24 protein-coding genes, 1 pseudogene and 1 riboswitch are annotated in these 26337 nt (G+C 61.6%); of the genes and pseudogenes, 11 read left to right on the forward strand and 14 right to left on the reverse strand.

Annotation, left to right across the window (positions count from 1 at the left end; all coding sequences use genetic code 11):
* Positions 1-5: 5 nt before the first annotated feature.
* Positions 6-92, reverse strand: a riboswitch (glycine riboswitch).
* Between the two features lie 93 nt (positions 93-185).
* A complete protein-coding gene (locus tag EJ071_RS22560) occupies positions 186-1016 on the reverse strand; it encodes a transporter substrate-binding domain-containing protein (RefSeq protein WP_126099852.1) in 831 nt (276 codons plus the stop codon).
* A gap of 89 nt (positions 1017-1105) precedes the next feature.
* Between EJ071_RS22560 and EJ071_RS40275 the strand changes: the two genes are divergently transcribed.
* Entirely contained in the window at positions 1106-1669 is a 564-nt protein-coding gene (locus EJ071_RS40275; protein ID WP_210211878.1) for a DUF3011 domain-containing protein, read from the forward strand.
* Positions 1670-1692: 23 nt separating this feature from the next.
* Here EJ071_RS40275 and EJ071_RS22570 read toward each other — a convergent pair whose 3' ends face one another.
* The 7 genes from EJ071_RS22570 to EJ071_RS22600 form a co-directional block, all read right to left on the reverse strand.
* Positions 1693-2121: a GNAT family N-acetyltransferase gene (locus EJ071_RS22570; RefSeq protein WP_126099853.1), complete on the reverse strand. Its 429-nt coding sequence runs from the start codon at positions 2119-2121 to the stop codon at positions 1693-1695.
* Positions 2121-2930, reverse strand: coding sequence for a molybdopterin-binding protein (locus tag EJ071_RS22575; protein ID WP_126099854.1), 810 nt, complete (start codon positions 2928-2930; stop codon positions 2121-2123). Before EJ071_RS22575 ends, EJ071_RS22570 begins: the two co-directional genes overlap by 1 nt.
* Before the next feature lies 1 nt (position 2931).
* The gene (locus tag EJ071_RS22580) at positions 2932-3804 is read right to left on the reverse strand and encodes a cytochrome b/b6 domain-containing protein (RefSeq protein WP_126099855.1); all 873 of its coding nucleotides are present in this window, start codon (positions 3802-3804) and stop codon (positions 2932-2934) included.
* Between the two features lie 100 nt (positions 3805-3904).
* Complete coding sequence (locus EJ071_RS22585) at positions 3905-4582, reverse strand: DUF1345 domain-containing protein (protein ID WP_126099856.1); 678 nt, start codon at positions 4580-4582, stop codon at positions 3905-3907.
* A gap of 25 nt (positions 4583-4607) precedes the next feature.
* A complete protein-coding gene (locus EJ071_RS22590) occupies positions 4608-5075 on the reverse strand; it encodes a YaiI/YqxD family protein (RefSeq protein ID WP_126099857.1) in 468 nt (155 codons plus the stop codon).
* A gap of 65 nt (positions 5076-5140) precedes the next feature.
* Complete coding sequence (gfa, locus tag EJ071_RS22595) at positions 5141-5710, reverse strand: S-(hydroxymethyl)glutathione synthase (protein WP_126098992.1); 570 nt, start codon at positions 5708-5710, stop codon at positions 5141-5143.
* 66 nt (positions 5711-5776) lie between these two features.
* The gene (locus EJ071_RS22600) at positions 5777-6904 is read right to left on the reverse strand and encodes an S-(hydroxymethyl)glutathione dehydrogenase/class III alcohol dehydrogenase (RefSeq protein ID WP_126099858.1); all 1128 of its coding nucleotides are present in this window, start codon (positions 6902-6904) and stop codon (positions 5777-5779) included.
* A gap of 269 nt (positions 6905-7173) precedes the next feature.
* Between EJ071_RS22600 and EJ071_RS22605 the strand changes: the two genes are divergently transcribed.
* The 7 genes from EJ071_RS22605 (at position 7174) to EJ071_RS22630 (ending at position 18067) form a co-directional block, all read left to right on the forward strand.
* Positions 7174-9186 (forward strand): acetyl/propionyl/methylcrotonyl-CoA carboxylase subunit alpha, encoded by a 2013-nt coding sequence (locus tag EJ071_RS22605; RefSeq protein ID WP_126099859.1) that lies wholly within the window; start codon positions 7174-7176, stop codon positions 9184-9186.
* Positions 9187-9286: 100 nt separating this feature from the next.
* Entirely contained in the window at positions 9287-12814 is a 3528-nt protein-coding gene (gene dnaE / locus EJ071_RS22610) for a DNA polymerase III subunit alpha (RefSeq protein ID WP_126099860.1), read from the forward strand.
* A 388-nt stretch (positions 12815-13202) separates the two neighbouring features.
* Entirely contained in the window at positions 13203-13379 is a 177-nt protein-coding gene (locus EJ071_RS38660) for a hypothetical protein (protein ID WP_189521179.1), read from the forward strand.
* 72 nt (positions 13380-13451) lie between these two features.
* The gene (locus tag EJ071_RS22615; RefSeq protein WP_245459949.1) at positions 13452-14411 is read left to right on the forward strand and encodes a glycosyltransferase family 2 protein; all 960 of its coding nucleotides are present in this window, start codon (positions 13452-13454) and stop codon (positions 14409-14411) included.
* A complete protein-coding gene (locus EJ071_RS22620; protein ID WP_126099861.1) occupies positions 14411-16099 on the forward strand; it encodes a hypothetical protein in 1689 nt (562 codons plus the stop codon). The genes EJ071_RS22615 and EJ071_RS22620 overlap by 1 nt, the downstream gene beginning before the upstream one ends.
* A gap of 17 nt (positions 16100-16116) precedes the next feature.
* Entirely contained in the window at positions 16117-17334 is a 1218-nt protein-coding gene (locus EJ071_RS22625) for a glycosyltransferase (RefSeq protein WP_126099862.1), read from the forward strand.
* 58 nt (positions 17335-17392) lie between these two features.
* Positions 17393-18067 (forward strand): class I SAM-dependent methyltransferase, encoded by a 675-nt coding sequence (locus EJ071_RS22630; protein ID WP_210211879.1) that lies wholly within the window; start codon positions 17393-17395, stop codon positions 18065-18067.
* Here the strand turns inward: EJ071_RS22630 and EJ071_RS22635 are convergent.
* The 3 genes from EJ071_RS22635 to EJ071_RS22645 form a co-directional block, all read right to left on the reverse strand.
* Positions 18064-18981 carry a hypothetical protein gene (locus tag EJ071_RS22635; RefSeq protein ID WP_126099863.1) on the reverse strand — a complete coding sequence of 306 codons (918 nt, stop codon included), beginning with the start codon at positions 18979-18981 and terminating at the stop codon, positions 18064-18066. The two genes, EJ071_RS22630 and EJ071_RS22635, sit on opposite strands and share 4 nt — an antisense overlap.
* Complete coding sequence (locus tag EJ071_RS22640) at positions 18978-19796, reverse strand: FkbM family methyltransferase (RefSeq protein WP_126099864.1); 819 nt, start codon at positions 19794-19796, stop codon at positions 18978-18980. Before EJ071_RS22640 ends, EJ071_RS22635 begins: the two co-directional genes overlap by 4 nt.
* Before the next feature lie 289 nt (positions 19797-20085).
* Positions 20086-20967 carry a DMT family transporter gene (locus EJ071_RS22645; RefSeq protein ID WP_126099865.1) on the reverse strand — a complete coding sequence of 294 codons (882 nt, stop codon included), beginning with the start codon at positions 20965-20967 and terminating at the stop codon, positions 20086-20088.
* 192 nt (positions 20968-21159) lie between these two features.
* On the opposite strand from EJ071_RS22645, the gene EJ071_RS22650 reads away from it, so the two are divergent.
* Positions 21160-21666, forward strand: a complete 507-nt coding sequence (locus EJ071_RS22650) for a hypothetical protein (protein ID WP_126099866.1) — start codon at positions 21160-21162, stop codon at positions 21664-21666.
* Positions 21667-21694: 28 nt separating this feature from the next.
* Here the strand turns inward: EJ071_RS22650 and EJ071_RS22655 are convergent.
* Positions 21695-23022, reverse strand: a pseudogene (locus tag EJ071_RS22655) (DNA polymerase IV).
* Positions 23023-23087: 65 nt separating this feature from the next.
* Between EJ071_RS22655 and EJ071_RS22660 the strand changes: the two are divergent.
* Together EJ071_RS22660 and EJ071_RS22665 are read left to right on the forward strand one after the other, a co-directional pair.
* A complete protein-coding gene (locus tag EJ071_RS22660) occupies positions 23088-23663 on the forward strand; it encodes a GNAT family N-acetyltransferase (protein WP_126099867.1) in 576 nt (191 codons plus the stop codon).
* A gap of 102 nt (positions 23664-23765) precedes the next feature.
* Positions 23766-25346, forward strand: coding sequence for a hypothetical protein (locus tag EJ071_RS22665; protein WP_126099868.1), 1581 nt, complete (start codon positions 23766-23768; stop codon positions 25344-25346).
* A 7-nt stretch (positions 25347-25353) separates the two neighbouring features.
* Here EJ071_RS22665 and EJ071_RS22670 read toward each other — a convergent pair whose 3' ends face one another.
* Positions 25354-26007, reverse strand: coding sequence for a hypothetical protein (locus tag EJ071_RS22670; protein ID WP_126099869.1), 654 nt, complete (start codon positions 26005-26007; stop codon positions 25354-25356).
* On the reverse strand, positions 26004-26303 hold the full coding sequence (locus EJ071_RS22675; RefSeq protein WP_126102683.1) for a DUF3572 domain-containing protein: 300 nt from the start codon (positions 26301-26303) through the stop codon (positions 26004-26006). Before EJ071_RS22675 ends, EJ071_RS22670 begins: the two co-directional genes overlap by 4 nt.
* Positions 26304-26337 lie beyond the last annotated feature (34 nt).

A 26337-nucleotide genomic window follows, 5' to 3' on the forward strand; every position in this document is an offset into this window, starting at 1 on the left:
TGTCTTTCCCGTCCACGGTTCTTTTGCCTGAGAGATTTCGGGCGATTTCCCCTTCGGCGACAGCTCTCGCTGTTCTCTCCCGCAAACAGGTAGGACTCAGTAACCTGAATCCTCGACGCGCCATCCATAGCCCGTCGGCGACACCTTGTCACCTCCCAGCGACATCCAAATAAAGTGGCTTGAGGCTACTGCTTCGGCTTGGCCTGTTCCGGCTTGGCGCCGGTGTCGAAGCGCGACATCCATTTGAAGCCGCCGAACCAGTAGCGGCGGACCCCCGAAATGGTGCCGTCGGCGGTGCGCGCGCCGATCCAGTCGTTGACGTATTGGACGAGGCGGATGTCGTCGGGGCGCAGGGCAAAGGCTTCCGGCGTGCGCAGCAGCGGGCCGCCCACCAGCTTGAACTTCGCATCATAAAGCCTGGCCGCCATTTGCGGCGTCGGCGACGTGGCCACCAGGGCCTGCGCATTGCCTCCGATGAGGGCGGCAAAAACATCGGTGGTGTTGTTGAACGAAAGGATTTCCGCCTTCGGGAAGGCCTCCTTGGCAGCCGCCTCGTCGGTGGAATTGGAGAGCACGGCGATCTTGTAGCCGGGCGCCGTCAACGCCTTGCTCGGCCGCTTGCCAAGGCTGGCAATGGAGGCAACCACGCGGATGTCGGCGGCGCCTGTCGGATTGGAGAATACTACGTCGCGGGCACGCTCCGGTGTGTTCGCGTAGCCGGCCGCGATCAGGTCGAAGTCGCCCTTCAGCAACCGCGCTTTCAGGTCGTTCCAGGGCACCTCGACCAGCTTCAATTCGACGCCGAGATCCGAGGCGAGCGCATTGGTCAGATCGACATCGTAGCCCGCGAACTTCCCGTCGGCCTTCTTGAGGATCCACGGCGGATTGATTGCAACTCCGACCGTCAGCGTCTTCTGGTCGATAACGCGCTTGAGACTGTCGTCGGCGCGAGCCGGCAAAAGAGTCAACCAGGCAGAAAGAGCAAGTATAATCGCGGCGATTATCTTAGCGCGCATGAATATAACCTCGCTGCTGGCCCCTCTGGTTGTCAGATTTACACAGAGGTGCCATTCTGTCGATAGCGGACCCTGACGGAGATTTGCAAATGTCGGTGCGGATGGCAGTTACCGGTTCGATGATGTTCCTGGCCTGCGCCTTCGGCAATCCGGCAAAGCTGTCGCTTCTGCCTGATGCCGCGCAGGCCGCAGGCCCCAAACGCGTGGTCTGCTCAAGCGCGGATTATCGCTATTCCTATTGCGGGGTCGACACGCGCGGCGGCGTGCAATTGACCAACCGGCTGTCGAAGTCGCGTTGCCAGTACGGCAGAAGCTGGGGCTACGACGGCGCCGGCATCTGGGTGGACGATGGCTGCTCGGCGGAATTCCTGGTCGCAGGCTCCGGCCGCAGGCCGTCTCCCGGCGACGCGGCGGCGGCGATCATCGTCGGAGGCATTGTCGGCGCGATCCTCGACAACAACAACCAGCACGGCCATCATTCGGACAATTACTATCCGAGGCCCAAGCCGCGCCGCGACGATCAATGGATCGACCCGACGCCGCAATTCGACAAGGACGGCAACCCCAATTTCGATACGCACGGCAACTATCAGGGATGCCACGGCGTCGGCTGCATGGTGGATAATCCGGACGACGCACAGGACGACGAATGATCGCGCAGCCATCCGGCTGATGCCTATCGGGGAGCCATCGTCTTGCAAAGGATGATGTTGGAATGGCCCTCGGGCCACCCGGCGAATTCGGCCATACGCTCGAAGCCGGCCTTTTCGTAGAAGCCTGGCGCCTGGAAGTCGTGTGTCGAGACCCAAATCCGCCGCGCGCCTCGAGCGGCGGCCCCGGCGACGAAGGCGTTCAACAACGCCTTTGCATGGCCTCGGCCGCGATAGGTTTCCTCGACCCACATCAATTTGAGCTCGGCGATCCCCGCCCAGGAATAGCCGGCGGCGACGCCGATTGCGTGTCCGGCTTCGTCCCGCAACGCAAAAACGAGGCCCCGGTCGTCATCGCGGCCTGTGCGAAGCCGGTTGTCGCCGTTGAGGCGTTCCTCGATCGCGTTGAGTTCGGCCGGCCGAAGATCGTGTTCGGCCTGCAGGCGAGGGGTCATCAAATCCCGCCATACCAGTCGTAGCCATTGTCCTCCCAATAGCCGCCGCGGCCGCCGCCGATGGCGGTGAAGCTGTCGACCAGCTCTATTTTGTAGAGATATTTCGGCATCTTGTAGCCTAGCTGGCGCTCGACCCGCACGCGCAGCGGCGCGCCGTTTTCCACCGGCAGCGGCTTGCCGTTGAGGCCATAGGCCAAGATGGTCTGCGGGTGGCGGGCATCAATCAGGTCGATGGAGCCGTAATATTTGATATCGCCTGAGAGGCTCTGCTCGATCGTGTCGAGGCAGTGGAACATGACGTAGCGCGCCTCAGGCTTCACCACCGCCTGGTCGAGCACCAGCGACAGCGGCGTGCCGGTCCATTTGGCAATGCAGCTCCAGCCTTCGACGCAGTCGTGTCGCGTGATCTGGGTGCGGCTCGGCATGTTCTGGAGCTGCTCTCGGGTGAGCGACAGCGGCTTCTCGACCAGGCCGGCGACCTCCAGGCGCCAGTCGGCGAAATTGTTGGCGAGAAGACCCTTGTAGGTGTCGTCGTCTGGCGCGGTGACGCCGTTCGGCCGCTGCGGCTGGCGGATATCCGCCTCGGTGAATTCCGGCGCCAGCGCCTCGCGGCCGGCAAGCAGGCGCTGCGCGCGCCAGGTCAGGCCGTTGGCGTTTTCAAGAAAGCTGCGCAAGCCCCCGCCGATGCCAAGGCCGCTGTCGAAGGCATCGCAGCCTGACAGCGCGATGCCTGACAGGCCGAGGCTGGCAGAGGTCAGGAATTTCCTTCGGTTCATTTGGAACTTGGGGCTGATCTGGAATTTTGCCATGTCAGGCGCTCCTCTCGGCCGGCTCGTCTTGCTTCGCGGGCGGGTCGGTGCGGTACCAGCCGGTGATGATCGAGCGCAGCTCATTGATCGGGCCGGCTGCCAGGATCATCAGCATGTGGATGATGAAGAAGAGGACGAGCAGCACCATGACGGTGAAGTGGATGGTGCGCGCCGTCTGCCGGCCGCCGAGGATTTCATTGAGCCAGGGAAGCACCGAATTCATGCTCGGCGACATCGCAAGCCCGGTGACGATCATCAGCGGCAACAGCACGAAGAGCACGCCGCCATAGGCCATTTTCTGCAGCGTGTTGTATTCGCGCGTGTGGTGGAACTTCAGCTTCGCATGGTCGACGATGTCGCGCGGCAGCTTGCGCAGATCCTCGACACGCGGCGCCAGATCGCGACGGATGTGGCCGTTGATGAGGCCGGTGATCAGCCAGACCAGCAAGGTGGCCGAGAGCACCCAGGCAAAGAAGAAATGCACGACGCGAGCGGTGCCGAGGTCATAGTAGGAGGGAATCGTCGCCCAGGCCGGGAAGGCGCGCGGCGTCTCCTGTCCAGGCGGCCCGGACCAGCCAAGCACGCCGGTGGTGTCGAAGCGATGACCGAAGAGCTTCGTGAAGCCGCGCGGCCCATTGTCGGTATTCTCGGCGCCGATTTCGAGGATGGTGTTGTTGTAGGCGAAGCCCGATTCCTTGCCGATATAGAGCTGCGGACGCGCGTTGAAGATCTGCAGGCCCGAAAGCAGCATGAAGAACAGCGCGAAGGCCCATAGCCAGTGGGTCAGCCGCGTCCAGCGCGACTGCCGGTAGATGAGGGTCGTGTCCTTCGCCTTCGCTTCGGTGGCGGGCTGGCTCGTGGCAGCAGAATCCATTCCGTCCTCCGGCCGCATGATCCAAGCGGCCTTTTCAGGTCATTGTCTTCCCCCCAATACGTCGCCGCACAAGGCAATGTTTCATGCGATCACGGATTTATTACGGAGCGCCCAGGCTGACCGCGAGATTGACCGCGGCGGCAACGATCACCGTGTTGAAGAAAAACGTCAGGATCGAATGGATGAGTACGACCTGGCGCATGTGCGAGGTCGTGATCGCAGTGTCGGCCGTCTGCGCGGTCATGCCGATGACGGTTGCGAAATAGAGGAAATCCCAACCTTCCGGCCTTTTGTCGCCGGGAAAGTCGAGTCCGCCGACCGGAATCTTCGTCTTGGTTCTCTCGTCGACCTGATCACCGCCCATCCAATAGACATGCGCATAGTGCAGGGCCGCCATGGCATGAATGGTGAACCAGCCAAGCGGGATCGACAGCATCGCGAACAGGATCTCCCACGGATGCGCGGCATCCTTCCGGTTGATGAGCTGGAACAGCGAGCCGATGGCGATTCCCACCACGAAGAGCGTGACGGCAAAGATCAGCAGCACCGGCAGGTCGGTGGAGCGAGCGTTCTTGCTCAGATAACGTCCGGTGAGTTTCGGCATCAAGGCCAACACCAGAGCGATATAGGCGAAGAAAAAGGCGTTGGCGCCGATGGAATAGGGGAGCGGCGCCTTGAACAACATGGCGACAAGCAGCGCGACGATGCCAATGGCCGCGGCTAAGGCGAATTCCACGTGCCGATACATCGGCGTGCTGAGGGATATATCGTCATCCATGGCCGGCCTCGGAAAGACCCTCGGATCAGTCCGGTGTGACGGATTTGAGCGCCCGCCGCAAGATGCGGTCGAGCTCGCCGAGAAAGTTCGACCTGTCCTTTGGCGTGAAGGCGGCGTTGTAGCCGCGGCTTTCGCCGGTCTCGCGCAAATGCTGCTTGAGATCGCGCATCGCGACAGCCATGCCGATGGTCCCTGGCGTGAAGGGGCGGCCGGTGGGCCCCAGCACATGCGCGCCGAGCGCCACCGTGCGCGCGGCAAGCGGGATGTCGGCCGTCACCACCACGTCGTTCGCCCTGGCATTCTCGACGATCCAGTCGTCCGCCGCATCCGCTCCCTTGGAGACGACGACGTTGCGGATCATCGGATCGCGCGAGGGTCGCAGGCCGCCATTGGAGACGTAGGTGACGCCGATGCCATGGCGCTCCGCCACCTTCTCGACTTCGGCCTTGACCGGGCAGGCGTCGGCGTCGACATAGACGACGGGTGCGGGCATCGTCTCTCCAAACGAATATGGGGCCGGCGTGTCAGCCAGCCCCATGGCAGAAATCACGGGACTTGTCAGGCCGCCAAGGCTCCCGACTTCTTCGCCGTCCAGGTGGCGATGTAGTCCATCAGGCCCGGGTTGAGGCAGTCATAGGGTTCGAGCCCGATCGACTTCAGCTGGCCGCGGATGCCGGCCATGCGGCTCGGGTCGACGCCGGATTCGATGATCGACGACACGAAGGCGGCAAAGCCCGGCGGCGACCAGCCGTCCTCCTCGAAGCGCTCCGGATGGATGAAGGACAGGCCCTTGAAGGGATGGTCGCGCTCGACCGGGCCGTACATGTGGACGCCGCAGCCGGTGCAGGCATGGCGCTGGATCAGCGCGGCCGGGTCGACCACCTTCAGCTTGTCGCCGTTCTCGGTGACGGTGACGTCGCCGGTGCCGGCAACGGCAACCACCGAGAAGATCGCGCCGTCCGGCTTCCAGCATTTGGTGCAGCCGCAGGCATGGTTATGCGCGATCTGGCCCTTGACCTTCACCTTCACCGGATTGCTGGTGCAGAGGCAAACCAGCGTGCCGCCCGAGAAGCTCGCGCTTTCCTTCGGCAGGCCGTTGTCGATCGAGTGATGCAGTTTTTCCGCCATTCCTACTTCCTCCCATGTTGACCACAGAGGTCGCGGGCATGATGGCCCGCGGCCGGTGGCATTGCTTCAGTAAACCACGACGCTGCGGATCGACTTGCCCTCATGCATGAGGTCGAAGCCCTTGTTGATGTCGTCGAGCGTCAGCGTATGCGTGATCATCGGGTCGATCTGGATCTTCTTTTCCATGTACCAGTCGACGATCTTCGGCACGTCGGTGCGGCCGCGCGCGCCGCCGAAGGCGGTGCCCATCCAGCTGCGGCCGGTGACCAGCTGAAACGGCCTGGTCGCGATCTCCTGGCCGGCGCCGGCAACGCCGATGACGACCGACTTGCCCCAGCCGCGATGCGAGGCCTCCAGCGCCTGGCGCATCACCTTGGTGTTGCCGGTGCAGTCGAAGGTGTAGTCGGCGCCGCCGATCTGGTCGGCGCCGCGCTTGGTCATGTTGACCAGGTAAGGCACGATGTCGCCGTCGATCTCCTTCGGATTGACGAAATGCGTCATGCCGAACTTCTCGCCCCAGGCCTTCTTGTCGTTGTTGATGTCGACGCCGATGATCATGTCGGCGCCGGCAAGGCGAAGGCCCTGGATGACGTTCAAGCCAATGCCGCCGAGGCCGAAGACGACAGCCGTCGCGCCCTGCTCGACTCGTGCCGTGTTGATCACCGCGCCGATGCCGGTGGTCACCCCGCAGCCGATGTAGCAGATCTTGTCGAAGGGGGCGTCCGGATTGACCTTGGCGACAGCGATCTCGGGCAGCACGGTGAAGTTGGAGAAGGTCGAGCAGCCCATATAGTGAAACAGCTTTTCGCCATTGACCGAGAAGCGCGAGGTGCCGTCGGGCATCAGGCCTTGGCCCTGCGTGGCGCGGATGGCGGTGCACAGATTGGTCTTCCTCGACAGGCACGACGGGCACTGCCGGCATTCGGGCGTATAGAGCGGGATGACATGGTCGCCCTTCCTGACCGAGGTCACGCCCTTGCCGACATCGACGACGATGCCGGCGCCCTCATGGCCGAGGATGGCCGGAAAGATGCCTTCCGGATCGGCGCCCGAGAGCGTGAACTCGTCGGTGTGGCAGATGCCGGTCGCCTTGACCTCGACCAGCACCTCGCCCTCGCGCGGGCCCTCGAGGTCCACCTCCATGATCTCCAGCGGCTTTCCGGCGCCAACGGCTACTGCGGCTCGCGTTTTCATGAGGCATTCCTCCCAAGGCAATTTTCAAAGTTTCAAGTTGCGGCAAGCCGCTAGTTTGCCAGGCGATACGAGATCGCCGACTGCCCGCCGTTGTGTAAGCCCATGGTCACCTTACCGGGTTCGGGGGTGACGGCCAACGTCTCTTGCGACGTTTTTCGGCGCGGTTTCTGCAATCGGCATCAGGCGCCGAGGGCAGGGGCTTCAGACACTTGAGACCCGCCGGAATTGTCCATAGAACTGGACGGCTTCGCCGGAGGAACGACGTCCGAATGTTCAAGAAGATCCTGATCGCCAATCGCGGCGAGATCGCCTGTCGCGTGATCAAGACGGCGCGCAAGATGGGGATTGCCACGGTGGCGGTCTATTCGGATGCCGATCGCGATGCCGTGCATGTCGAAATGGCCGACGAGGCCGTGCATATCGGCCCGTCGCCAGCCGCGCAGAGCTATCTGCAGCCTGAGAAGATCATCGCCGCCTGCAAGGAGACCGGCGCCGAAGCGGTGCATCCCGGGTACGGCTTCCTGTCCGAGCGCGCCTCCTTCTGCGAAGCGCTGGAGAAAGAGGGCATCGTCTTCATCGGGCCGAAGCCCAAGGCGATCCGCGCGATGGGCGACAAGATCGAATCGAAGAAATTCGCCAGCCAGGCCAAGGTCTCGACCGTGCCCGGCTGGCTGGGCGTCATCGAAAATGCCGACCATGCCGAGAAGATTGCCGGCGAGATCGGCTATCCGGTCATGATCAAGGCTTCGGCCGGCGGCGGCGGCAAGGGCATGCGCATCGCCTGGAGCAAGGCGGAAGTCCGCGATGGCTTCGAACGCGCCCGTTCGGAAGCGAAAAGCTCCTTCGGCGACGACCGGGTCTTCATCGAGAAGTTCGTCGTCGATCCGCGTCATATCGAGATCCAGGTGCTGGCCGACGCGCATGGCAATGCGCTCTATCTCGGCGAGCGCGAATGCTCGATCCAGCGCCGCAACCAGAAGGTGGTGGAGGAGGCGCCGTCGCCGTTCCTCGATGCCAAGACCCGAAAAGCCATGGGCGAGCAGGCCGTGGCGCTGGCAAAGGCCGTCGACTACCAGAGCGCGGGCACGGTCGAGTTCATCGTCGACAAGGACAAGAACTTCTATTTCCTTGAAATGAATACAAGATTGCAGGTCGAGCATCCGGTGACCGAGCTCGTCACCGGCATCGATCTTGTCGAGCAGATGATCCGTATTGCCGCCGGCGAGAAGCTCGGCATCAAGCAGGGCGACATGAAGCTCAACGGCTGGGCGGTGGAAAGCCGCCTCTATGCCGAGGACCCTTTCCGCAACTTCCTGCCATCGATCGGCCGGCTGACGCGTTACCGGCCGCCGCAAGAGGGGACGTTCGGCGACATAGTGATCCGCAATGACACCGGTGTCGCCGAAGGCTCCGAGATATCGATGTTCTATGATCCCATGGTGGCAAAGCTGTGCACTTGGGCGCCGACGAGACTCGAGGCGATCGACGCCATGTCCGAAGCCTTGGACAGCTTCGTCGTCGACGGCATCGAGCACAACATTCCGTTCCTTTCGGCGCTGATGCGGCATCGGCGCTGGCGCGAGGGTCGGTTGTCGACCGGTTTCATCGCCGAGGAATATCCGGACGGCTTCGCGCCCATCGTGCCGGACAGTGGGGAGAGGGCGGTGTTCGCCGCGATCGCCACTGCGATCGAGCTGCTGCGCCGGGACAGGCTCGACCGCCTCAGCGGACGGCTGGCGCCGCATTCCGGCCATCTCAAGCGCGACTGGGTGGTGAAAATCGGCGCGGACTATCTCGGCGTGAGCATCGTCGACGGAATGGTCTCCATTCCAATGGAGGTCGATCTGGCGATCGATGGCGGCAAGCCGCTGACGGTCGCCTCCGATTGGCGGCCGGGTGATGTGATCTGGCACGGCACGGTCGGCGGCAACCGGATCGCAGCGCAGGTCCGGCCGGCGCTGAACGGCCTTCGCATCGCCTGGAACGGCATGGCGGTGACCGCTCAAGCCATGCTGCCGCGCATCGCGGAGCTTGAAAGGCTGATGCCGAAGAAGCTGCCGCCGGATACTTCGAGAATGCTGCTATGCCCGATGCCGGGCCTCGTCGTTTCGATCGCCGTCACCGAAGGCCAAGAGGTCAAGGCCGGCGAGACGCTGGCCGTGGTCGAGGCGATGAAGATGGAAAACGTGCTGCGCGCCGAGCGCGACCTCACCGTGGCGAAGCTCAACGCCAAACCCGGCGACAGCCTTGCGGTCGACGCGGTGATCATGGAATTCGCCTGATGGGCTTTGCTGTGCACAGGTGAGCGCTGGACTCGCATAGCGCGCTCCCGGACAATACATCTCTCACCGATGTTGAGTCCTTTCGAGCGACAAGAGCCCCATGGCGGATGAACGACTTCCACGCGACCCGCTGCAGCGCGAAGCAGCCGTGAAGGCCGCGCAGCCGGAAGCGCCGGCGCGGACCTTCATCCATCTGCGCGTGCACTCGGCCTATTCGCTGCTCGAGGGCGCCCTGCAGCTCGGCACCATCGTTGGCCACGCGGCCAAGGACCAGGCGCCGGCCATTGCGGTGACCGACACCAACAACCTGTTCGGCGCGCTAGAATTCGCCCAGAAGGCGGTCAAGGACGGTATCCAGCCGATCATCGGCTGCCAGATCGACCTCGCCTTTGCCGGCGAGGCGAATGAAGCCCAGCGTGACCGCCGCCGGCACGGGCCGGGGATGGCGCCTATGGTGCTGATCGCCGCCAGCGAGGCGGGCTACGCCAATCTCGTTCGACTGATCAGCAAGGTCTATCTGGAGACGCCGTCCGGTGAGCCGGTGCATTTGACCAGCGTCATGCTGGAAGGCCATTGCGATGGTTTGATCTGCTTGACCGGCGGCCCGCGCGGCCCGATCGGCAGCGCGCTCAAGGCAGACCGCCGCGACCTGGCCGAGCAGCGGCTGCTGACGCTGAAAATGCTGTTTGGCGACAGGCTCTATGTCGAACTGGAGCGGGTCGCCGGCTATGACCGTATGGTCGAGAAGTCGACGGTCGACCTTGCCTACAGCCACGAATTGCCGTTGGTCGCCACGAACGAGGCTTTCTTCTCCAAGCGCGAAGACTACGAGGCGCATGACGCGCTGATAGCGATTGCCGAAGGCTCGGTGGTGGCGGCCGACAATCGCCGGCGGCTCGCGCCTGACAATTTCCTGCGCAGCCAGGCCGAGATGGCGCGGCTGTTCTCGGACCTGCCGGAAGCGATCGACAACACGGTCGAGATCGCGATGCGCTGCTCCTACTATCCGAAGAACCGCAGCCCGATCCTGCCGCGCTTCACCGGTGCCGACGCCGCCGACAAGGAGGCGGCCGAGAAAGCGGAGGCGGCGGAACTTGCGCGCCAGGCGCGCGAAGGGCTCGAGGCTCGGCTTGCCGCGCATGGACCGACGCCAGGCTATACAGTCGAGCAATATCGCGAGCGGCTCGAATTCGAGCTCGGCATCATCGAGAAGATGAAGTTCCCGGGCTACTTCCTGATCGTCGCCGACTTCATCAAATGGGCCAAGTCGCAAGGCATTCCGGTCGGGCCGGGCCGCGGTTCGGGCGCCGGCTCGCTGGTTGCCTATTCGACCACCATCACCGACATAGACCCGCTGCGCTTCTCGCTGCTGTTCGAGCGCTTCCTCAATCCCGACCGCGTCTCGATGCCGGACTTCGACATCGACTTCTGCCAGGACCGGCGCGAGGAGGTCATCCGCTACGTCCAGCAGAAATACGGCCGCGACCAGGTGGGGCAGATCATCACCTTCGGAACGCTGCAGGCGCGCGCCGTGTTGCGCGACGTCGGCCGCGTGCTGCAGATGCCTTACGGCCAGGTCGACAAGCTCTCCAAGATGGTGCCGCAGAACCCGGCCAATCCCGTCAAGCTGGCCGACGCCATCGCCAACGAGCCGCGCTTTGCCGAGGAGGCGGAGAAGGAGCCGATCGTCCAGACGCTGCTCGACACGGCGCAGAAGCTCGAAGGCCTCTATCGCCATGCCTCGACGCATGCCGCGGGTATCGTCATCGGCGACCGACCGCTGTCCGAGTTGGTCCCGATGTATCGCGATCCGCGCTCGGACATGCCGGTCACCCAGTTCAACATGAAATATGTCGAGCAGGCGGGGTTGGTAAAATTCGACTTCCTCGGCCTGAAGACTCTGACCGTGCTGGAAACCGCGGTGAAGCTCATCCGCCGGCGAGGCGTCGACATCGATCTTGCGACGATACCGCTCGACGACAAGGACACCTACGCCATGCTGTCGCGCGGCGAGGTGGTCGGCGTGTTCCAGGTTGAAAGTGCCGGCATGCGCAAGGCGCTGATCGGCATGCGGCCGGACTGCATCGAGGACATCATCGCGCTGGTCGCGCTCTACCGCCCCGGCCCGATGGAGAACATCCCGACCTACAACGCCAGAAAGCATGGCGAGGAGGAGATGGCCTCGATCCATCCCAAGATCGACCACCTGGTGAAGGAGACGCAAGGCGTCATCGTCTACCAGGAACAGGTGATGCAGATCGCGCAGGAGCTTTCCGGCTATTCGCTGGGTGAAGCCGATCTTCTGCGCCGCGCAATGGGCAAGAAGATCCGCGCCGAGATGGACAAGCAGCGCGAGCGCTTCGTTTCCGGCGCGGTCGAGCGCGGCGTCGGCAAGCCGCAGGCCGACTTCATCTTCGATCTGTTGGCCAAATTCGCCGACTACGGCTTCAACAAGTCGCACGCCGCCGCCTATGCGGTGGTGTCCTACCAGACCGCCTATCTCAAGGCACACTACCCGGTCGAGTTCCTGGCGGCGTCGATGACGCTCGACATGAGCAATACCGACAAACTGGCCGATTTCCGCCAGGACGCGCTGCGCCTCGGCATCGAGGTGGTGGCGCCGTCGGTGATGACCAGCTTTCGTCCCTTCGAGGTCGGCGAGAACAAGATCTTTTACTCTCTGGCGGCGCTCAAGGGCGTTGGCGACGCGGCGGTCGAACATATCGTGGCCGTGCGCGGCGAAAAACCATTCAAGAGCCTCGCCGATTTCTGCGAGCGGGTCGATCCGAAGATCGTCGGCAAGCGCGTCTTCGAAAGCCTGATCATGGCCGGCGCATTGGATTGCTTCGGGCACGACCGCGCCGTGATGATGGCCGGCGTCGAGCGGATGATGGGGCTGGCCTCGCTGGCGCAGCAGAACGCCATCTCCGGCCAGGCCGACATTTTCGGCGCTTCGCTCGGGAGCCAGTCGCAGGCGCTCAATCTGCCGACAACCGATCCCTGGCTTGCCGCCGACCGGCTGCATCGCGAGTTCCAGGTGGTCGGCTTCTATCTCTCGGCGCATCCGCTCGACGAATACAAGGCCGCGCTGCAAAAAATGCGGGTCCAGAACTGGGGTGAATTCTCGGCTGCGGTCAAACGCGGCGCCGCGGCCGGGCGGCTCGCCGGCACCGTCACCACCAAGCAGGAGCGCAAGACCCGCACCGGCAACAAGATGGGCGTCGTGCAGTTCTCCGACACGACGGGCCAGTACGAGGCGGTGCTGTTCTCCGAGGGCCTGGCGCAATATCGCGACATGCTCGAGCCCGGCCGCTCGGTGGTCATCACCGTCCAGGCTGAAGACCGGCCGGAAGGCATCAATCTGCGCATCCAGACGGTGCAGTCGCTGGAGGACGAGGCAAGCCGCATCCAGAAGGCACTGCGCATCTTTGTCAGAGACGATAGGCCCTCGTCGATCATTCAGTCGCAGCTCAAACAGCGTGGCGACAGTCAGGTCAGCATCATCGTCCTCAAGGGAGAGGCGCAGGGCGAGGTCGAGATCGCTCTGCAAGGCGGCTATCGCGTCTCGCCACAAATAGCATCCGCCATGCGGGCGGTGCAGGGCGTTGTGGACGTGGAACTGGTGTAGACGCCTCAACTATTTGTTTTCGCGCAATCCGAACGAAAAACCGGTGCACGCTTTTCCTGAAATGCCTTAGAGCCGGATGATTTCAGGTCGAACCGACCTGAAATCTGAATCCGGCTCTAAATCAAAGAGATAGAGCATGATGTCGCCCGAAAACCGCTTCACACTTTTCGGCATCATGCTCTAGCGCGGGGCGTCGCCGCTAATTCAGGCCGCATCACCCTGCTCTCACCAAGTACTCGCCAAACCACGTCATTCGCTCAACGGCGTACGGCTTTGTATATCTTTGACTAACTTGTTCTTGCTAGTGTTGCAGCCAGGCTGCGGAAATGCTGGGGGCGTTTGCCTAAGTTTGTCGGTTAGGCTGACGATTGGGCAGGAGCGGGGCACGATGGTCGACAAGTCGAATTTCGCGATAGTCCAGACTGATCCGGATGGGCAGCGCGCCGACGATTGCGGGCCGCTTGCGTCGGCAATTGTCGTGAGTGAGTGGCAAACCAAGCTGCCAATCTGGCTCAAAAAACACGCGGCAATAAACGGTAACGTCATAGGTTTTGTGTTCGGTTAACCAGAGGTAACCCGCCGCGTTGTAAAATAAAGCGCTTGGCTTATAGATGGTATAGGGCGTGGGGAGACGATCTTGGCATTGAAACTGGTTATCCAGATTCCCTGCTACAATGAGGCAGAGAGTCTTGCGGCCACTGTTACGGCAATACCGTGCAAGATCGAGGGAATAGACAGCGTCGACATTCTTGTGATCGATGATGGCAGCACCGACGGGACTGCCGACGTTGCGAGAAGCCTCAATGTAAATCACGTGGTCAGCCATCGCCGCAATCGCGGCTTGGCGGCTGCGTTTCAGACGGGGATAGACGCCAGCCTTCGCGCGGGAGCCGATATCATTGTCAATACCGACGCCGACAACCAATATGACGCGTCGAGCATAGAGCTGCTTATTGGGCCTATCGTGCGTGGCGAAGCCGACATCGTCATTGGCGACCGCCAAGTGCGCACAAATCACCATTTCTCGTCAGGCAAGCAGTTCCTGCAACGCATCGGGACTCGTGTCGTTCGTCATTTGGCGGGGATCGACGTTCCCGACGCAGTTAGTGGATTTCGCGCGATAAGTCGCGATGCCGCGATGCAGATAAACATTGTGTCGCGCTTTTCCTATACAACGGAAATGCTGATCCTGGCCGGCAAGAGGCGATTGGCGGTGGCATCGGTTCCCATTCGAACCAACGCGCCCATGCGGCGATCGCGCTTATTCAAAAGCATACCTCATTTTATTTTCAACACCGGCGTCACAATCGTACGATCATATGCGCTTTATAATCCACTTAACGCCTTTTTGCTCATCGGCGGCGTAATTTTTTTCATAGGATCGTTACCAATATTTCGTTTTCTATGGTTGTCTCTGGTGGGAGACAATAGAGGCCACATTCAATCGCTGGTGCTTGGCGGCGTATTGATCATTGTCGGTTTTATCACTTTGCTTTTCGCAATTGTCGCCGACCTCATCGGGCGCAACCGGCAAATGCTCGAGATGACACTTTTCAAGCTCCGGAAAATCGAAGAGCGGATGGACCGGGTCGAGTGATGACGAGTTTGGACGGATTTTTCGATACGAGGCCTGAAGCTCCTGTCAGGATTGATCGATGGACAATTCTTATCCTGTTCGGGACAATCGCAGCACTGGAACTGGCTACGGCGCTATTTCGGGAAATTAACTGGGACGAATTCCATTTCCTGTCGCTGGTTTTCGAATACAAGCGTGCTTCGCTTAGTCTTGCCCTGCAGACGTTTCACGTCCATTTGTTTTCTTGGCTGACGTTGCTGCCCACCGACGAAATAGGTGCAATTGCCATTGCGCGCTGCCTGATGTGGCTTCTTCACCTGGCCACGCTCTGGTTCCTCTTCAAGACGGCCGAGAGCCTCGTTTCCATTCGCGGGGCTTTATGGGCGACGGTGCTTTACGCCACGCTGAGTTTCGTGATGCGGAGCGCGACGAGCTTCCGTGCCGACCCGATCATCACGGCGCTTCTGATGGGGGCACTATTCGGCCTGACGCGCGACCGCCTCCCGCTCAGGCTGCTCATCCTTTCTGCGCTGGCGGTAACGTTTGCGGGCCTGATCTCGATAAAAGCGGTCTTTTATGTCCCGACCATAACAATGGTCGCGGTCCTGCAGCTGGTGCGCATCCACGACAAGGTATTGCTGCGGAATATGGTCATCGCGCTCGCGATAGCCGTCGCGGCATTCGCCATCTTGTTTCTTTGTCACTCGGCAAGCCTGGCGCAGGTCGTATCTCAGGCTGGGAACACGCTGACCTCCGTCTACAACAAGCAACTGGTTGATAGCAATCTCTTCTACGGGGCGAGATTTCTGGCGTACTCGCTGGCGGTAGACGCGCTGCAATGGTCGGTGATCTGCGCCGGAATCGGCCTGGCTGTGGCTCGGACAATCACCAATAGCGGCGCGGAGAGGCTCCGCGCATTGACTATACTTAGCTTCGCCTTACCGTTGTTGTGCGTTATCTTCTATAGAAACAGCTTTCCCTACTTCTATGTGTTCATGATGGCACCCGTGGCGGTGGTCGGAGCGTTGGCCGCGGATAAGCTTGGTTCCCTATCAAAAATTTTAGGGGCAATCCCCGTGATATTCGTCGCGTTGGCCGTGGGGCATGCGATTCCAGAATTTCAGCGAGGCCAATCGGCTCAGCAATCACTGATCTCCGCCGTGCATCAACTCTTCCCGGATCCGGTACCCTATATTGCTCAAACGGGCATGGTTGCATCCTATCCCCATGCGGGATTTTTGATGAGCACTTGGGGAATTGAAGAATATCGCGATCGAGAAGAGCCCGTGCTTCTGCATGCGATCGAAAAAGAAAGACCGCTTTTCGTCATTGTCTCGGGTCCGGCGCTTTCGGCTGCGCTGGAACCCGGCACTGTATCGATCGATGCGGACGAAGGATTGCTCCCAGCCGACATAGCGGCTTTGAAGGAGAATTATGTCCGGCATTGGGGTCCAATTTGGATCGCGGGAAAGCAGTTGCCCGCTACAGGCGGGAGTGAAGCCACATTCGCGATCCACATTCCGGGACCCTATTCTGTGACGGCCGATGCACCGGTTGAAATTGATCGGCGGTTGGTCCTGCCGGGCGATGTTGTCGAACTCGCTGGGGGTACGCATAGCTATCGGGGCGGAGTTGCCGCGTTACGCCGCGGACGGAACCTGCCGGTTCCCGCGCGCGAGCCGCCAACGGCGATCTTCACCGGATTCTAGGTGAGGGGTCTGCTGGTTTGCGCGTCCTGATCTCAACGTCTACTTTTCCTCGCTTTCATGGCGATAATGTCACCCCCTTCATGGCCGATCTGGTTTTCGCGCTCGCCGCCCGGGGAATAGAACTGGACGTGTTGGCTCCCCATGCGCCCGGCAGCAAGACGTTCGAGGACCTGGGCAACGGGGTCACCGTTCATCGCTTTCGATATGCCTGGCCTGAAAAGATGGAAAACGTCTTCTATGGCGCAGGGGCGCTCGAAAACATCAAGTCGAAGCCATCAAAAGCGATAAAGCTGCCACTCATCGCGGTCGCGCAAGCTGCTGCTACTTATCAGCTAGCCAGGTCGCGTCGCCACCGTCTGATCCATGCACATTGGGTGGTCCCGCAAGGAATCACGGCATTGCCTTCCTGCCTCGATCGAACGGCCCTCGTCGTCAGTGCGCATGGCAGTGACGTTCTCGGCTTGCAGGGACGCCTGCCGATGTGGGCGAAACAGCTTGTCGCGCGGCATGCATCGGTCCTGACAGCTAATTCTGCCGCCACGGCGGCTGCCCTACGCATGTTGGGCGCAAACCCCGATCGCGTCCAGATCGTTCCGATCGGAGCATCTCCTCGAACTCGTGAGGCAACGATCCCGTCCTGGAAATGTGGATTCGCCGACGAAGCAAACCCGCTCTTGCTTTTCGTCGGAAGGCTAATTGACTGTAAGGGAGCAGAGGACGCAGTCGCCGCGCTCGCATCGCTGCAAAGCCGTCTGCCGGGCGCAAGACTCGTTGTCGTGGGCGATGGGCCGGAACGGCAAACGCTCGAGGCAAAGGCCGCGTCTCTTGAGGTGCGCGACCGCATATTGTTTACGGGTTGGCTTCAGCCGGCGAACGTTAGCCATTGGATGCGCAGAAGCGATGTTCTGATCGTTCCCTCCCGCCGTGCGGCAGATGGCACAATGGAAGCGCAGGGCGTCGTGCCGCTCGAAGCGATGCTCCATGATCTGCCTGTGATTGCGTCGCGAAGCGGCGGTCTTGTCGACATCATTCGCCATGAGGAGACAGGGCTTCTGGTTGCCGAGCGATCTCCGGGAGAAATCGCGGACGCGGTGGAGAGGATGGTTGCAAATAGGAGCTTTGCAACAGGCCTGGCCGCCAGCGCCAAGGAATGGGTCCTGTCGGAGGGTACGATGGCCAAGACCGCCGAACGATTCCACGAGATCTATCGGCGAATTTTATCAACCGAAAGATGAACCCATTGATGCTGCGCAAGTTACCGGCATTTCGAATAGAAGGGCGTCGAGCGAAATTATGTCGTTGAAGAAATGGGCAAAAAAGAGTTGGCTTGCGGGACCGCTCGTTCGGCAGGTATATTTTGCCTTGGCCGCGCTGAAATTTCGAAATTCTGCCGACTATTGGGAAAAGCGCTACAGGGCTGGCGGCACGTCGGGTGCCGGCTCAGCTAACCGTCTCGCGCGGTTTAAGGCCGATTTTCTCAACCGTTTTGTAGCAGATCATGAAATTCAGTCGGTCGTTGAGTTCGGCTGCGGCGACGGGATGCAACTGGCCCTGGCAGAATATCCAAAGTACTTAGGGCTCGATAATGCTCCTTCGGCGGTCGCACGGTGCCGGGAGCGGTTCGCGAATGATCCGACCAAACGCTTCAAGCTTGTCGACAGCGACCCGGGTCACCACGATCTCGCGCTGTCGTTGGACGTAGTATATCACCTCGTGGAAGACAGGGTTTTTGATACGTATATGCGTAACCTGTTCTCTGCTTCGGAGCGGTTTGTCATTCTGTATTCAAGCAATTCAACCGAATCGACCCCGGAACCGCACGTCAAGCATCGTAGGTTTACGAACTGGATCGAGGTCAATCTACCGGAGTGGAAACTTTGTTCGGTGACTCCGAACGCTTATCCGCTCGATCCGCGCGATCCCGACAACACATCCTTTGCCGATTTCTATGTATACGGCCGATACTAGTCAGATGGGGATCTCAATCGCCTTGTTCCCACAAGAAAGACCGCCAGCAAAAGCAAACCCAGCACTACGGCAATTCGGTTGGTTCCAGCAATCACGAAACCTGCGACGGCATCGATATTGGCAAGCGGCGAGAGCAATGCGGTTATCGCCTCCGTGATCCCCAAGCCTGCCGGAACGAGAGAGGTTAGCGTTCCGATTATGGAGGCTATCGAAAAGGTCGAAGCCTGATTGAAGCCGAGGCCGATCCCGAGCGCCCTTGCCGCGAGGCAGAGCCGAAAGGCCTCGAGGACCAAGCCGGCAAGCTTTACCGCCAATGCCGAAACGACCAGTCTCCAGCCGGGTCGGAGACGGACCAGGAAGACGATGCTGACTCCAGCGCACAGCGATCCGACAGCGACAAAGCCTGCGCCGATTTTGATATGGCCGAGCGCAAGAAGGAATAGGCCCGAATAGCCAAACGCTGCCCCAAACCACAACGCCATGAATACGAGAATCAGGCTGCCTCCAAGTTGCAGTCCGACTCCGTGTGCTCGTAGCGCCGCAGCGCGCGATAGTAGGCCAGCCGGTAAAAACAGCATATTGGCGGCACTTGAAAAGACGCCAATTTCGAATGCGTTTGCCCAGGCCATGTTCTTCTTTGCCATTGCTGCCATGATCTGGAGCTCAAGCGCATTCAGCGCCGCCGTAGCCGGCACCGCGACCAGGACAAGGAAGACAAATGGAGTTGCGTTAAGCCGTTCGATCAGGCCAGGCATGCTTTGGATGGCCAACAGCAGCCCGCCGGCAAAAATCGATATCGCCACTACGAGTCCAAAATTGCGAATGGACGCACGGTGGGAATGTCCCCAGTTGAAAACCTGGTCGCCCAGGACGGTTAGTCGGGACACCACCAAGCTTGCTTTGGCCGAATTCAAGCGCTGTCACCCCGCACCGCCACGATATGATGACTGGGCGTATGATCCGATGGCGATCTATCCGGGAGCCGGGTCAAGCGATAGCCGGCTTCTATCAGCACCCTCATGGCCCGTCTCACTTCCTCGGGCGCGAAATCATGCATCTCGCAGATCACGACCGGATGTGTCTGCAACGTTTTCGTTGCTCCTTGCAGGGCGTCTGCCTCGCCTCCCTCGATATCTATCTTTATCACGTCGGGGCGTGGGTAGCCTTCAGCTACGAGGCTATCGATGCACCTGACTTGCACGCTCACAGGATCGACGGCTTTCTCCCCGGACCCGACTAGCTTCCCCGACATTGCGCCACCCCTGAGGTCGAACACCCTCGCTTCGTCGGCAGCACCAATCGCGAATTCGTGCAGCGATACGTTGGGGGCACCGTTTTCCAGAGTCCGGCGGAAATACCTAAGGTTGATCTCACCGGGCTCAAACGCAAGCACTCGACCCGTTGGGCCCACAATCTTCGACGCGATCAGCGAATGCAATCCGATATTGGCGCCAATATCGTAGAAAACCGCCCCTGGCTCCAGATAGCGATGGAGCAGAGCGGTGACTTCTGGCTCGTGATTTTTTGGGTTGGTTGCGTTCCAGTGCAGCATGGGGTTGAAGAAGAGGTCGTAACCGTTTGGCAGTTTGACCTGATCGATGCTCCCCTTGGACGCCCGCTGCAAAACCTTGCCCAATCCGAGCCTATCCAGCAAAAAGCGCCTGCCAGCGTGGGGAACTATATTGCCGAGAACGTTTACCAGATGAAATGCATGCTTAATAGTATTCATCGAGGCCCTCCGGAAAACTTGCTCACGCCCCGTTCAGAATGAAGAAACTACCGGTGGCGAGGCAGCGGCGCTATCAAATTAAGCGGCATTACCTTTTTTTTAATGAAAGCCGAGACGAAAATCACCCTTGCTGATGGCAAGGAGAGGACGAGAGCGGCTGCACCGATGCCCGGGAACGCCGGGCCAAGGGCCGGTTGGCCCACCCAAAGCAGCCATGGTCCGGAATCCCCGAAAGCGACGCCGCCCCACAGACCGAGAAGGACGACGAAACCTATCCGCGCACGTCTGCCTAGGAGGTGGCGACTTCGGCGGGCTGCGGCGCTTTCCGCTGCAGGTTGAGCAGGTTGCCGGTCAGGATCAGCAAGGCACCGCCGGCGGTGAAGATATCGATCTGCTCGTTGTAAAGCAGCCAGCCGATCAGCGCCGATAGCGGCACGCGCAGGAAGTCCATCGGCGAAATGACGGTCGCATCGGCGTGGCTGAGCGCGCGCGCCATGCAGTAATGCGAAGACATGCCGGTAAAGGCGACCAGGAATATCGACGGCCAGAGTTCGAACGCCGGGTTGCGCCAGACGTAGAGCGCCGGGACGAGGCCGACCGCGGACTGGATGATCAGCATCCAGAAGATGATGCGCACGACGCTGTCGGTTCGCGTCAGCGACTTGACCATGACCACCGAGACTCCGAAGCACATCGCGGCCCCCAACACGACGAGATGACCGGGATCGACGGAGCCCGCGCCAGGGCGCACGATGATCACCACCCCGATCAACCCCAGCATGATCGCCGTCAGCCTCGGCCGCGACAGCCTTTCGCCGAGAAAGCTCACCGCCAGGATCGCGGTCCAGATCGGGGTCGTGAACTCGATCGAGATCAGCACCGCCAGCGGAATCAACGTCAGCGCATAGAGCCAGGCGGCCTGGCCGGCATAGTGGACGAGGTTGCGGGCGACGTGGGCGAGCGGGCGCTCTGTGCGCATCGCCTTGAAGCCGCCCCCCGCCATCACCAGCGGCAGCAGGATGAAAAAGCCGATCACCGAGCGCAGCTCCAGCACCTGGAAGACATTGAGCGCGGCCGTCGCGGTGCGGCCGGCGACCGACATCGCCAGGAAGGAGGCGATCGACAACGCCATCCAGAGCGCGGCCTTGGTGATCGAGGGAGCGGGTGTCATGCGCGCTATTTCGCAAGCCGGACGTGCGACCGCAACCGCTAGTCGCCGCATTCGTGTGGGCCAGCCCGGCGGCGTTAAAAACCGGCGTTAAAAAACAGTCATGTTGAAGGCGGAACCTGCGGCCGTCGCAGGCGTTCCGAGTCGTTGTGTTCGCAAGCTTTGGCACGTCCGATGCCGAGGGGGAGATTTCCAATGAAATCGATGATGCTGTTTGTGCTCGCCGGCTGCCTGACGGCGACAGTGGCTGACGCCCGCGCCGACGATGCCGATTTCCTGCGCTCGTTCCAGGGCAGCTTCGCCGGCAACGGCACCCTCAAGGTGAGCGCCAGTGCGCCGACGGTGAATATTGCCTGCACCTTCAAATCCGGCGCCACCTCGACCTCGCTGTCGCTCGACGGCAAATGCCGTGGATTGATCCTGATGACGCGGGCGATCAGCGCCGACCTCAAGGCCAGCGGCGCCGGCTACACCGGCGTCTATATCGGTTCGCGCACGGGACCGGCGCGGTTGAACGGGCGCCGTTCGGGAAACGCGCTCAATCTCGGCATTCGCTGGGCAAAGGAGGTCAACGGCGATCGCAAGGCGCAATTGACTGTAGAAAAGACCGGCGGCGACAGCATGCGGCTGACGGTGACCGACACCGATCCAAAAACCGGCAAGACCATGGTGACGAGCCGGATCGACTTGCAGCGCAGCTGATCATCCCTGCATGAATGCCGGGCCAGTCTCAATCCTCGAGCGGCTCGGGCGGATTGGCGGCACGGCCTTTGCCAAAAGTGTAACCGGTCTCGACGGCCTTCCTGCCGAACTTGTCGCGCAGCTCGTCGATGGCGGTTTCGGCCAGCGCGCGTTTGCGGGACTGGACGTCGACCAGGTCTGGCGGATCGGCCTTGCCGTCGTCGGAGAGATCGCTGACGCCGATGCCGAGCAGGCGGAACTTCGTGCCGTCGGCCTCGCGGCGCAACAGGTCGAGCCCGGTCTGGAAGATGCGGTCGGCCAGCCGTGTCGGATCGCCAAGCTGGCGGTTGCGGGTGCGGAGCTTGAAATCCTGCGTCTTCAGCTTCAGCACCACGGTGCGCCCGGCAATGCCGGATTTCTTCAGCCGCGCCGAAACTTTTTCCGACAGGCCGCGCAACACCGGCACCAGTTCGGCCAAGGAGGCGATATCGGTGTCGAAGGTGGTTTCGGCCGAGACACTCTTGGCGTCGCCGTCGGGGTCGACGCGGCGGTCGTCCTCGCCGCGCGAAAGCCGGTAGAGCCGGTCGCCCATCACGCCGTAGCGCCGCATCAGCTCGCCGCGCTCCATGCGCTGCAGCTGGGAGATGGTGCGAATGCCGTCGCGCTCCAGCGTTGCGGCCAGCGCCTTGCCGACACCCCAGATCAGCGTCACCGGCTGTCCGGCGAGGAAGCTCGGCGCCTCCGCTTCGCCAATGACCGAGAAGCCGCGCGGCTTGCGGAAGTCCGACGCGATCTTGGCCAGAAATTTGCAATAGGAAAGGCCGGCCGAAACCGTGATGCCGAGTTCTTTTTCCACCGTCTGCGCGAAGCGCGCCAGCACAAGCGCAGGCGGCATGCCGTGCAGCCGCTCGGTGCCGGCGAGGTCGAGAAATGCCTCGTCGATCGAAAGCGGCTCGACCAGCGGCGTCAGCTTCTGCATCAGCGCGCGCACCTCGCGGCCGACCTGGACATATTTTCCATGTTGGGCGGAATGACCACGGCCTCGGGGCAGGCCTCGAGCGCCTTGAACATGGGCATCGCCGAGCGCACACCCTGGATGCGGGCGATGTAGCAGGCGGTGGAGACGACGCCGCGCCGGCCGCCGCCGACGATCACCGGCTTGTCCTTCAGCACCGGATTGTCGCGCTTTTCGATCGCCGCGTAGAAGGCATCGCAGTCGATATGGGCGATGTGCAGCCGGTAGAGTTCGGGATGGCGGACAAGACGCGGACTGCCGCAGCGCTCGCAGCGGCGTGTCTCGCTGCGCTGCATAGCCAGGCAGTCGCGGCAGAAACCGTGTTCGGGATTGTTGACAGGAGCCGCCATTGCTGCGAACATAAAGAGAACAAACGCAATGGTACGACAGCGCAAGGCCGGCAACAAGGCTGGCCTGGGGAGAACGCATGAGCACGACCATAGCGCCGCTTACGCCAGAGCGTTGGACCGATTTCGAGGATCTCTTCGGCAAGCAAGGCGCCTGTTACGGTTGCTGGTGCACGCATTTTCGGCTGACGCCGGCGGAGCGCCGCGCCAGCGACCGCGAGCGCAACAAGGACCACATCAAGGCGCGTATCGAAGCCGGTCCGCCGCCGGGGCTTTTGGCTTTCGAGGACGGCAAGGCGGTCGGCTGGATGCAGATCGGGCCGCGCGCCGACGTGCCCGAATGGAACAATCAGGGCAGGGGCTCGGCGCCGGTCGATCCGGCGGACGCCGGCGACGCGAGCGTCTGGGCGATCTCCTGCTTCTTCATCCGCGTCAGGGCGCGGGGCAGGGGCATCACCCATCGCCTCGTCGACGGCGGCATCGCCTTTGCCCGCGACAACGGCGCCAGGCTGCTGGAAGCCTGCCCGATCGATCTTTCGCGCGACTCGCGCTCGATCGGGCTGTTCGTCGGCTCGTCGCGGGTGTTCGAGAAGGCAGGGTTCGAGAGGCTTCTGGAGCGCAAGCCCGGCCGGCCGCTGATGCGGCTGGTGCTTTAGCGGCACGGGCTTTTGGCGTACAGTCGCCGTCTTGCGGCTGTAACGCTTGTTTCCTACCAGAAGCACGAAACGATTTTCGCCTTCCGAGAACGGAGAACCGACGTGAAGCGTATTTTGCCAGTTGTTGCAGCTCTTGCGTTCAGCGTGCCTGCTGTGGCCCAGACGGTCGACAGCCAGGGCGCGAAGCTGCTCTCCGACAATCTGGCGCGCTATTTCGGCAAGCAAGTGTTCGATATGGGCGTGCTCAGGGTTTCGGCCGAAGGCGGTGCCTACAAAATTGTGCTCGACATCAAGGCGCTGGTCGATGCCCTGCCGGACCAAAAGCCGCTGAAATTCGACTTGGCGCCCTATGCCTTGATTGTGAAGCCGCGCAGTGACGGATCATGGGACGTCGCCTCGGATTTTTCGCAAAGCATGTCCTTCGAATTCAACGGGCCGGAAGGTCCGCAAAGCATGCAATTCACGATCAAGGACGGCAAGGGCGCCGGCGTCTACGATCCGGGGCTTGCCGCCTTTACCAGCGGCACAAGCTCGATGGCCGGCATGACGATGACGTCACGGGAAGCCAAGCAGCAAGCCGACGTCACCGCCGGCGCCGGCACCGCGACCATTGCGGCCACCAAATCGGCAAATGGCGGCGTCGACTTCACGGCGACGCAGAAAGTCTCGAGCTTCGTCGAAACGATCAAGATCGACGATCCCGACAACGGAATGAATTTTCCGATCACGCTGAGGACGCCGGAACTGTCGGTGGATGCGCACGGCAAGGGTGTGCGGACGAAGCCGTTGCTCGACCTGCTTGCCTTTGCCGTGGCCAACGAGGACGAAGCCAAGCTCAAGGCCAACCAGGCAGAGCTCAAGACGCTTCTGCAGGCCGCGCTGCCCGTCTGGGAAAGGATCGACGGCAACTACGGCTTCAAGGATTTCGAGGTGGAGAGCCCCGTCGGCAAATTCGGGGCCAAGCAGTTCAGCACCGCGTTCGGCATGGACGGCGTCTCCCAGAACGGCAAAGTCGACTACGCGATCAAGGCCTCCGGTCTGACGATCCCGCAGCAGACGCTGCCCGGCTGGAGCGTCGCGCTGCTGCCGACGGATGTCGACCTCAACTTCGGCGGCGCCAACATCGATCTCGACACCATGGCGAAGAAAGCGATCGAAGCCTTTGATCTCAATAAGAATCCGCCGCTGTCGGATCAATTCGGCGACGCTCTGGTCGCCGATTTCCTGGCCAAGACGCCCAAATTCGTGCTCGGACACAGCACGGTGAAGAACGGCGACATCGAGGTCGCTATGGAAGGCGAGATGACGTTTCCGGGCAAAAAGCCGGATGCGACCATGACCGTCGATGTCGCGGGCTACGACAAGATCGTGCAGGCGCTGCAGGAGGGCGCCAAGAGCGATGAGCAAATGGCGCAGGCCTTCCCGTTTGCTTTGGCCGTCAAAGGTTTTGGCAAAACGCTGCCGGACGGCCGGCTGGAGTGGGTGATCAACACCAAGGCCGATGGATCCGTCACGGTCAACGGCGCCATGTTGAAAGGCGCTGATGCTGTCCAGGACGACAGCGCGGGTCAGGACGACAATTCGAACGGCGATGACGGCGCGAACGGAACGGACAATTCAACCGGAGGCGACGATTCGGACGGCGGCGACAATGGCGGAGCAGGGGCAAAACTGCAGCCCTGAACGCTCGCTAAAGCCCCAGCGCGCTCGCGATCTTCGGGGCCGCCTCGCGCCAGTTCTCGACCGAGACGATGTCGTCTGGCGTCGGCGGCAGGAAGGCGCGCAGCGAATTGTCCGCCATCAGGTGGAAGAGGTTCGCATCGGCGACCGCGTTGCGCGCCGACATCAGATTGGACGGCTGGTCATCGACGAAGGCGACAGGCCTGCCTTTGGCGCCGCGCAGCTTGGCGATGGCCGGCCCTTTCGCCATTTCCGTGGTCAGCAACGGGTAGTTCAGGCCAAGCGCGTCGAGATGCGCCCGGCGCACGGCGCGATGCTTGTGCGGCATGGCGGTCAGGAGCACGATCTCGGCACGCTGGCCGAGCGTCGCCAGCGCCTCCGCGGCGCCGTCGGTGATGCTTTGCCAATCGGCCTGGACATCGAAGAAATCGCCGAGAAGGGCCGTGACCTCGGCCTGCTCGATCAGCCGGCCGGATGCCGTCTCGGCGATGTTGCCGGTCAGGCGGAAGGAGGCGAGCGTCAGCCGGAAGCCGCGCGTTTTCAGGAAATGCGGAAAGGGTCGGACGAATTCGAGCACGACATCGTCGACGTCGAGCACCAACAGCGGCCGGTCGTCGGCGGCCAACTCCTCGATCTGGCGCGTGGTTTCGGGATCGTCGCTCATGTCGAGCGATCGTGATCGTCATTGCCGAGCGGCAGCGCCCGCAAGGCGTTGCCGATAGCGGCCGGCGGCGTGCCGGTCTCCTCGGCGAAGCGCAAAAGCGTCGGCTCGTGGGCGAGGATGAACTGCAGCACGCCGGCAAGGAAGCCAGGCTCTTCAGCCGCCCTTCTGATCGAATGCGCCTCGATGCCGGTGATTGCCAGGAAGCGGGGCAGAAGCTCCGGATCGGCGGCGACGAAGCCTAACGCCCTGACGGCAAGGGTTTCCGCCTCCTCGCGCATTGACGCTGCGTTTGCCATCATTACCTTTTATCGGTGTGGATGTGAGTCTTTG

This window comes from Mesorhizobium sp. M1B.F.Ca.ET.045.04.1.1 (assembly GCF_003952465.1).
Lineage (GTDB): Bacteria > Pseudomonadota > Alphaproteobacteria > Rhizobiales > Rhizobiaceae > Mesorhizobium > Mesorhizobium shonense.

Coding starts and splice junctions, on each gene's coding strand:
- EJ071_RS22560 (WP_126099852.1), bottom strand. CDS start 1,016: ATGCGCGCTAAGATAATCGCCGCGATTATACTTGCTCTTTCTGCCTGG.
- EJ071_RS40275 (WP_210211878.1), top strand. CDS start 1,106: ATGTCGGTGCGGATGGCAGTTACCGGTTCGATGATGTTCCTGGCCTGC.
- EJ071_RS22570 (WP_126099853.1), bottom strand. CDS start 2,121: ATGACCCCTCGCCTGCAGGCCGAACACGATCTTCGGCCGGCCGAACTC.
- EJ071_RS22575 (WP_126099854.1), bottom strand. CDS start 2,930: ATGGCAAAATTCCAGATCAGCCCCAAGTTCCAAATGAACCGAAGGAAA.
- EJ071_RS22580 (WP_126099855.1), bottom strand. CDS start 3,804: ATGGATTCTGCTGCCACGAGCCAGCCCGCCACCGAAGCGAAGGCGAAG.
- EJ071_RS22585 (WP_126099856.1), bottom strand. CDS start 4,582: ATGGATGACGATATATCCCTCAGCACGCCGATGTATCGGCACGTGGAA.
- EJ071_RS22590 (WP_126099857.1), bottom strand. CDS start 5,075: ATGCCCGCACCCGTCGTCTATGTCGACGCCGACGCCTGCCCGGTCAAG.
- gfa (WP_126098992.1), bottom strand. CDS start 5,710: ATGGCGGAAAAACTGCATCACTCGATCGACAACGGCCTGCCGAAGGAA.
- EJ071_RS22600 (WP_126099858.1), bottom strand. CDS start 6,904: ATGAAAACGCGAGCCGCAGTAGCCGTTGGCGCCGGAAAGCCGCTGGAG.
- EJ071_RS22605 (WP_126099859.1), top strand. CDS start 7,174: ATGTTCAAGAAGATCCTGATCGCCAATCGCGGCGAGATCGCCTGTCGC.
- dnaE (WP_126099860.1), top strand. CDS start 9,287: ATGGCGGATGAACGACTTCCACGCGACCCGCTGCAGCGCGAAGCAGCC.
- EJ071_RS38660 (WP_189521179.1), top strand. CDS start 13,203: ATGGTCGACAAGTCGAATTTCGCGATAGTCCAGACTGATCCGGATGGG.
- EJ071_RS22620 (WP_126099861.1), top strand. CDS start 14,411: ATGACGAGTTTGGACGGATTTTTCGATACGAGGCCTGAAGCTCCTGTC.
- EJ071_RS22630 (WP_210211879.1), top strand. CDS start 17,393: ATGTCGTTGAAGAAATGGGCAAAAAAGAGTTGGCTTGCGGGACCGCTC.
- EJ071_RS22640 (WP_126099864.1), bottom strand. CDS start 19,796: ATGAATACTATTAAGCATGCATTTCATCTGGTAAACGTTCTCGGCAAT.
- EJ071_RS22645 (WP_126099865.1), bottom strand. CDS start 20,967: ATGACACCCGCTCCCTCGATCACCAAGGCCGCGCTCTGGATGGCGTTG.
- EJ071_RS22650 (WP_126099866.1), top strand. CDS start 21,160: ATGAAATCGATGATGCTGTTTGTGCTCGCCGGCTGCCTGACGGCGACA.
- EJ071_RS22660 (WP_126099867.1), top strand. CDS start 23,088: ATGAGCACGACCATAGCGCCGCTTACGCCAGAGCGTTGGACCGATTTC.
- EJ071_RS22670 (WP_126099869.1), bottom strand. CDS start 26,007: ATGAGCGACGATCCCGAAACCACGCGCCAGATCGAGGAGTTGGCCGCC.
- EJ071_RS22675 (WP_126102683.1), bottom strand. CDS start 26,303: ATGGCAAACGCAGCGTCAATGCGCGAGGAGGCGGAAACCCTTGCCGTC.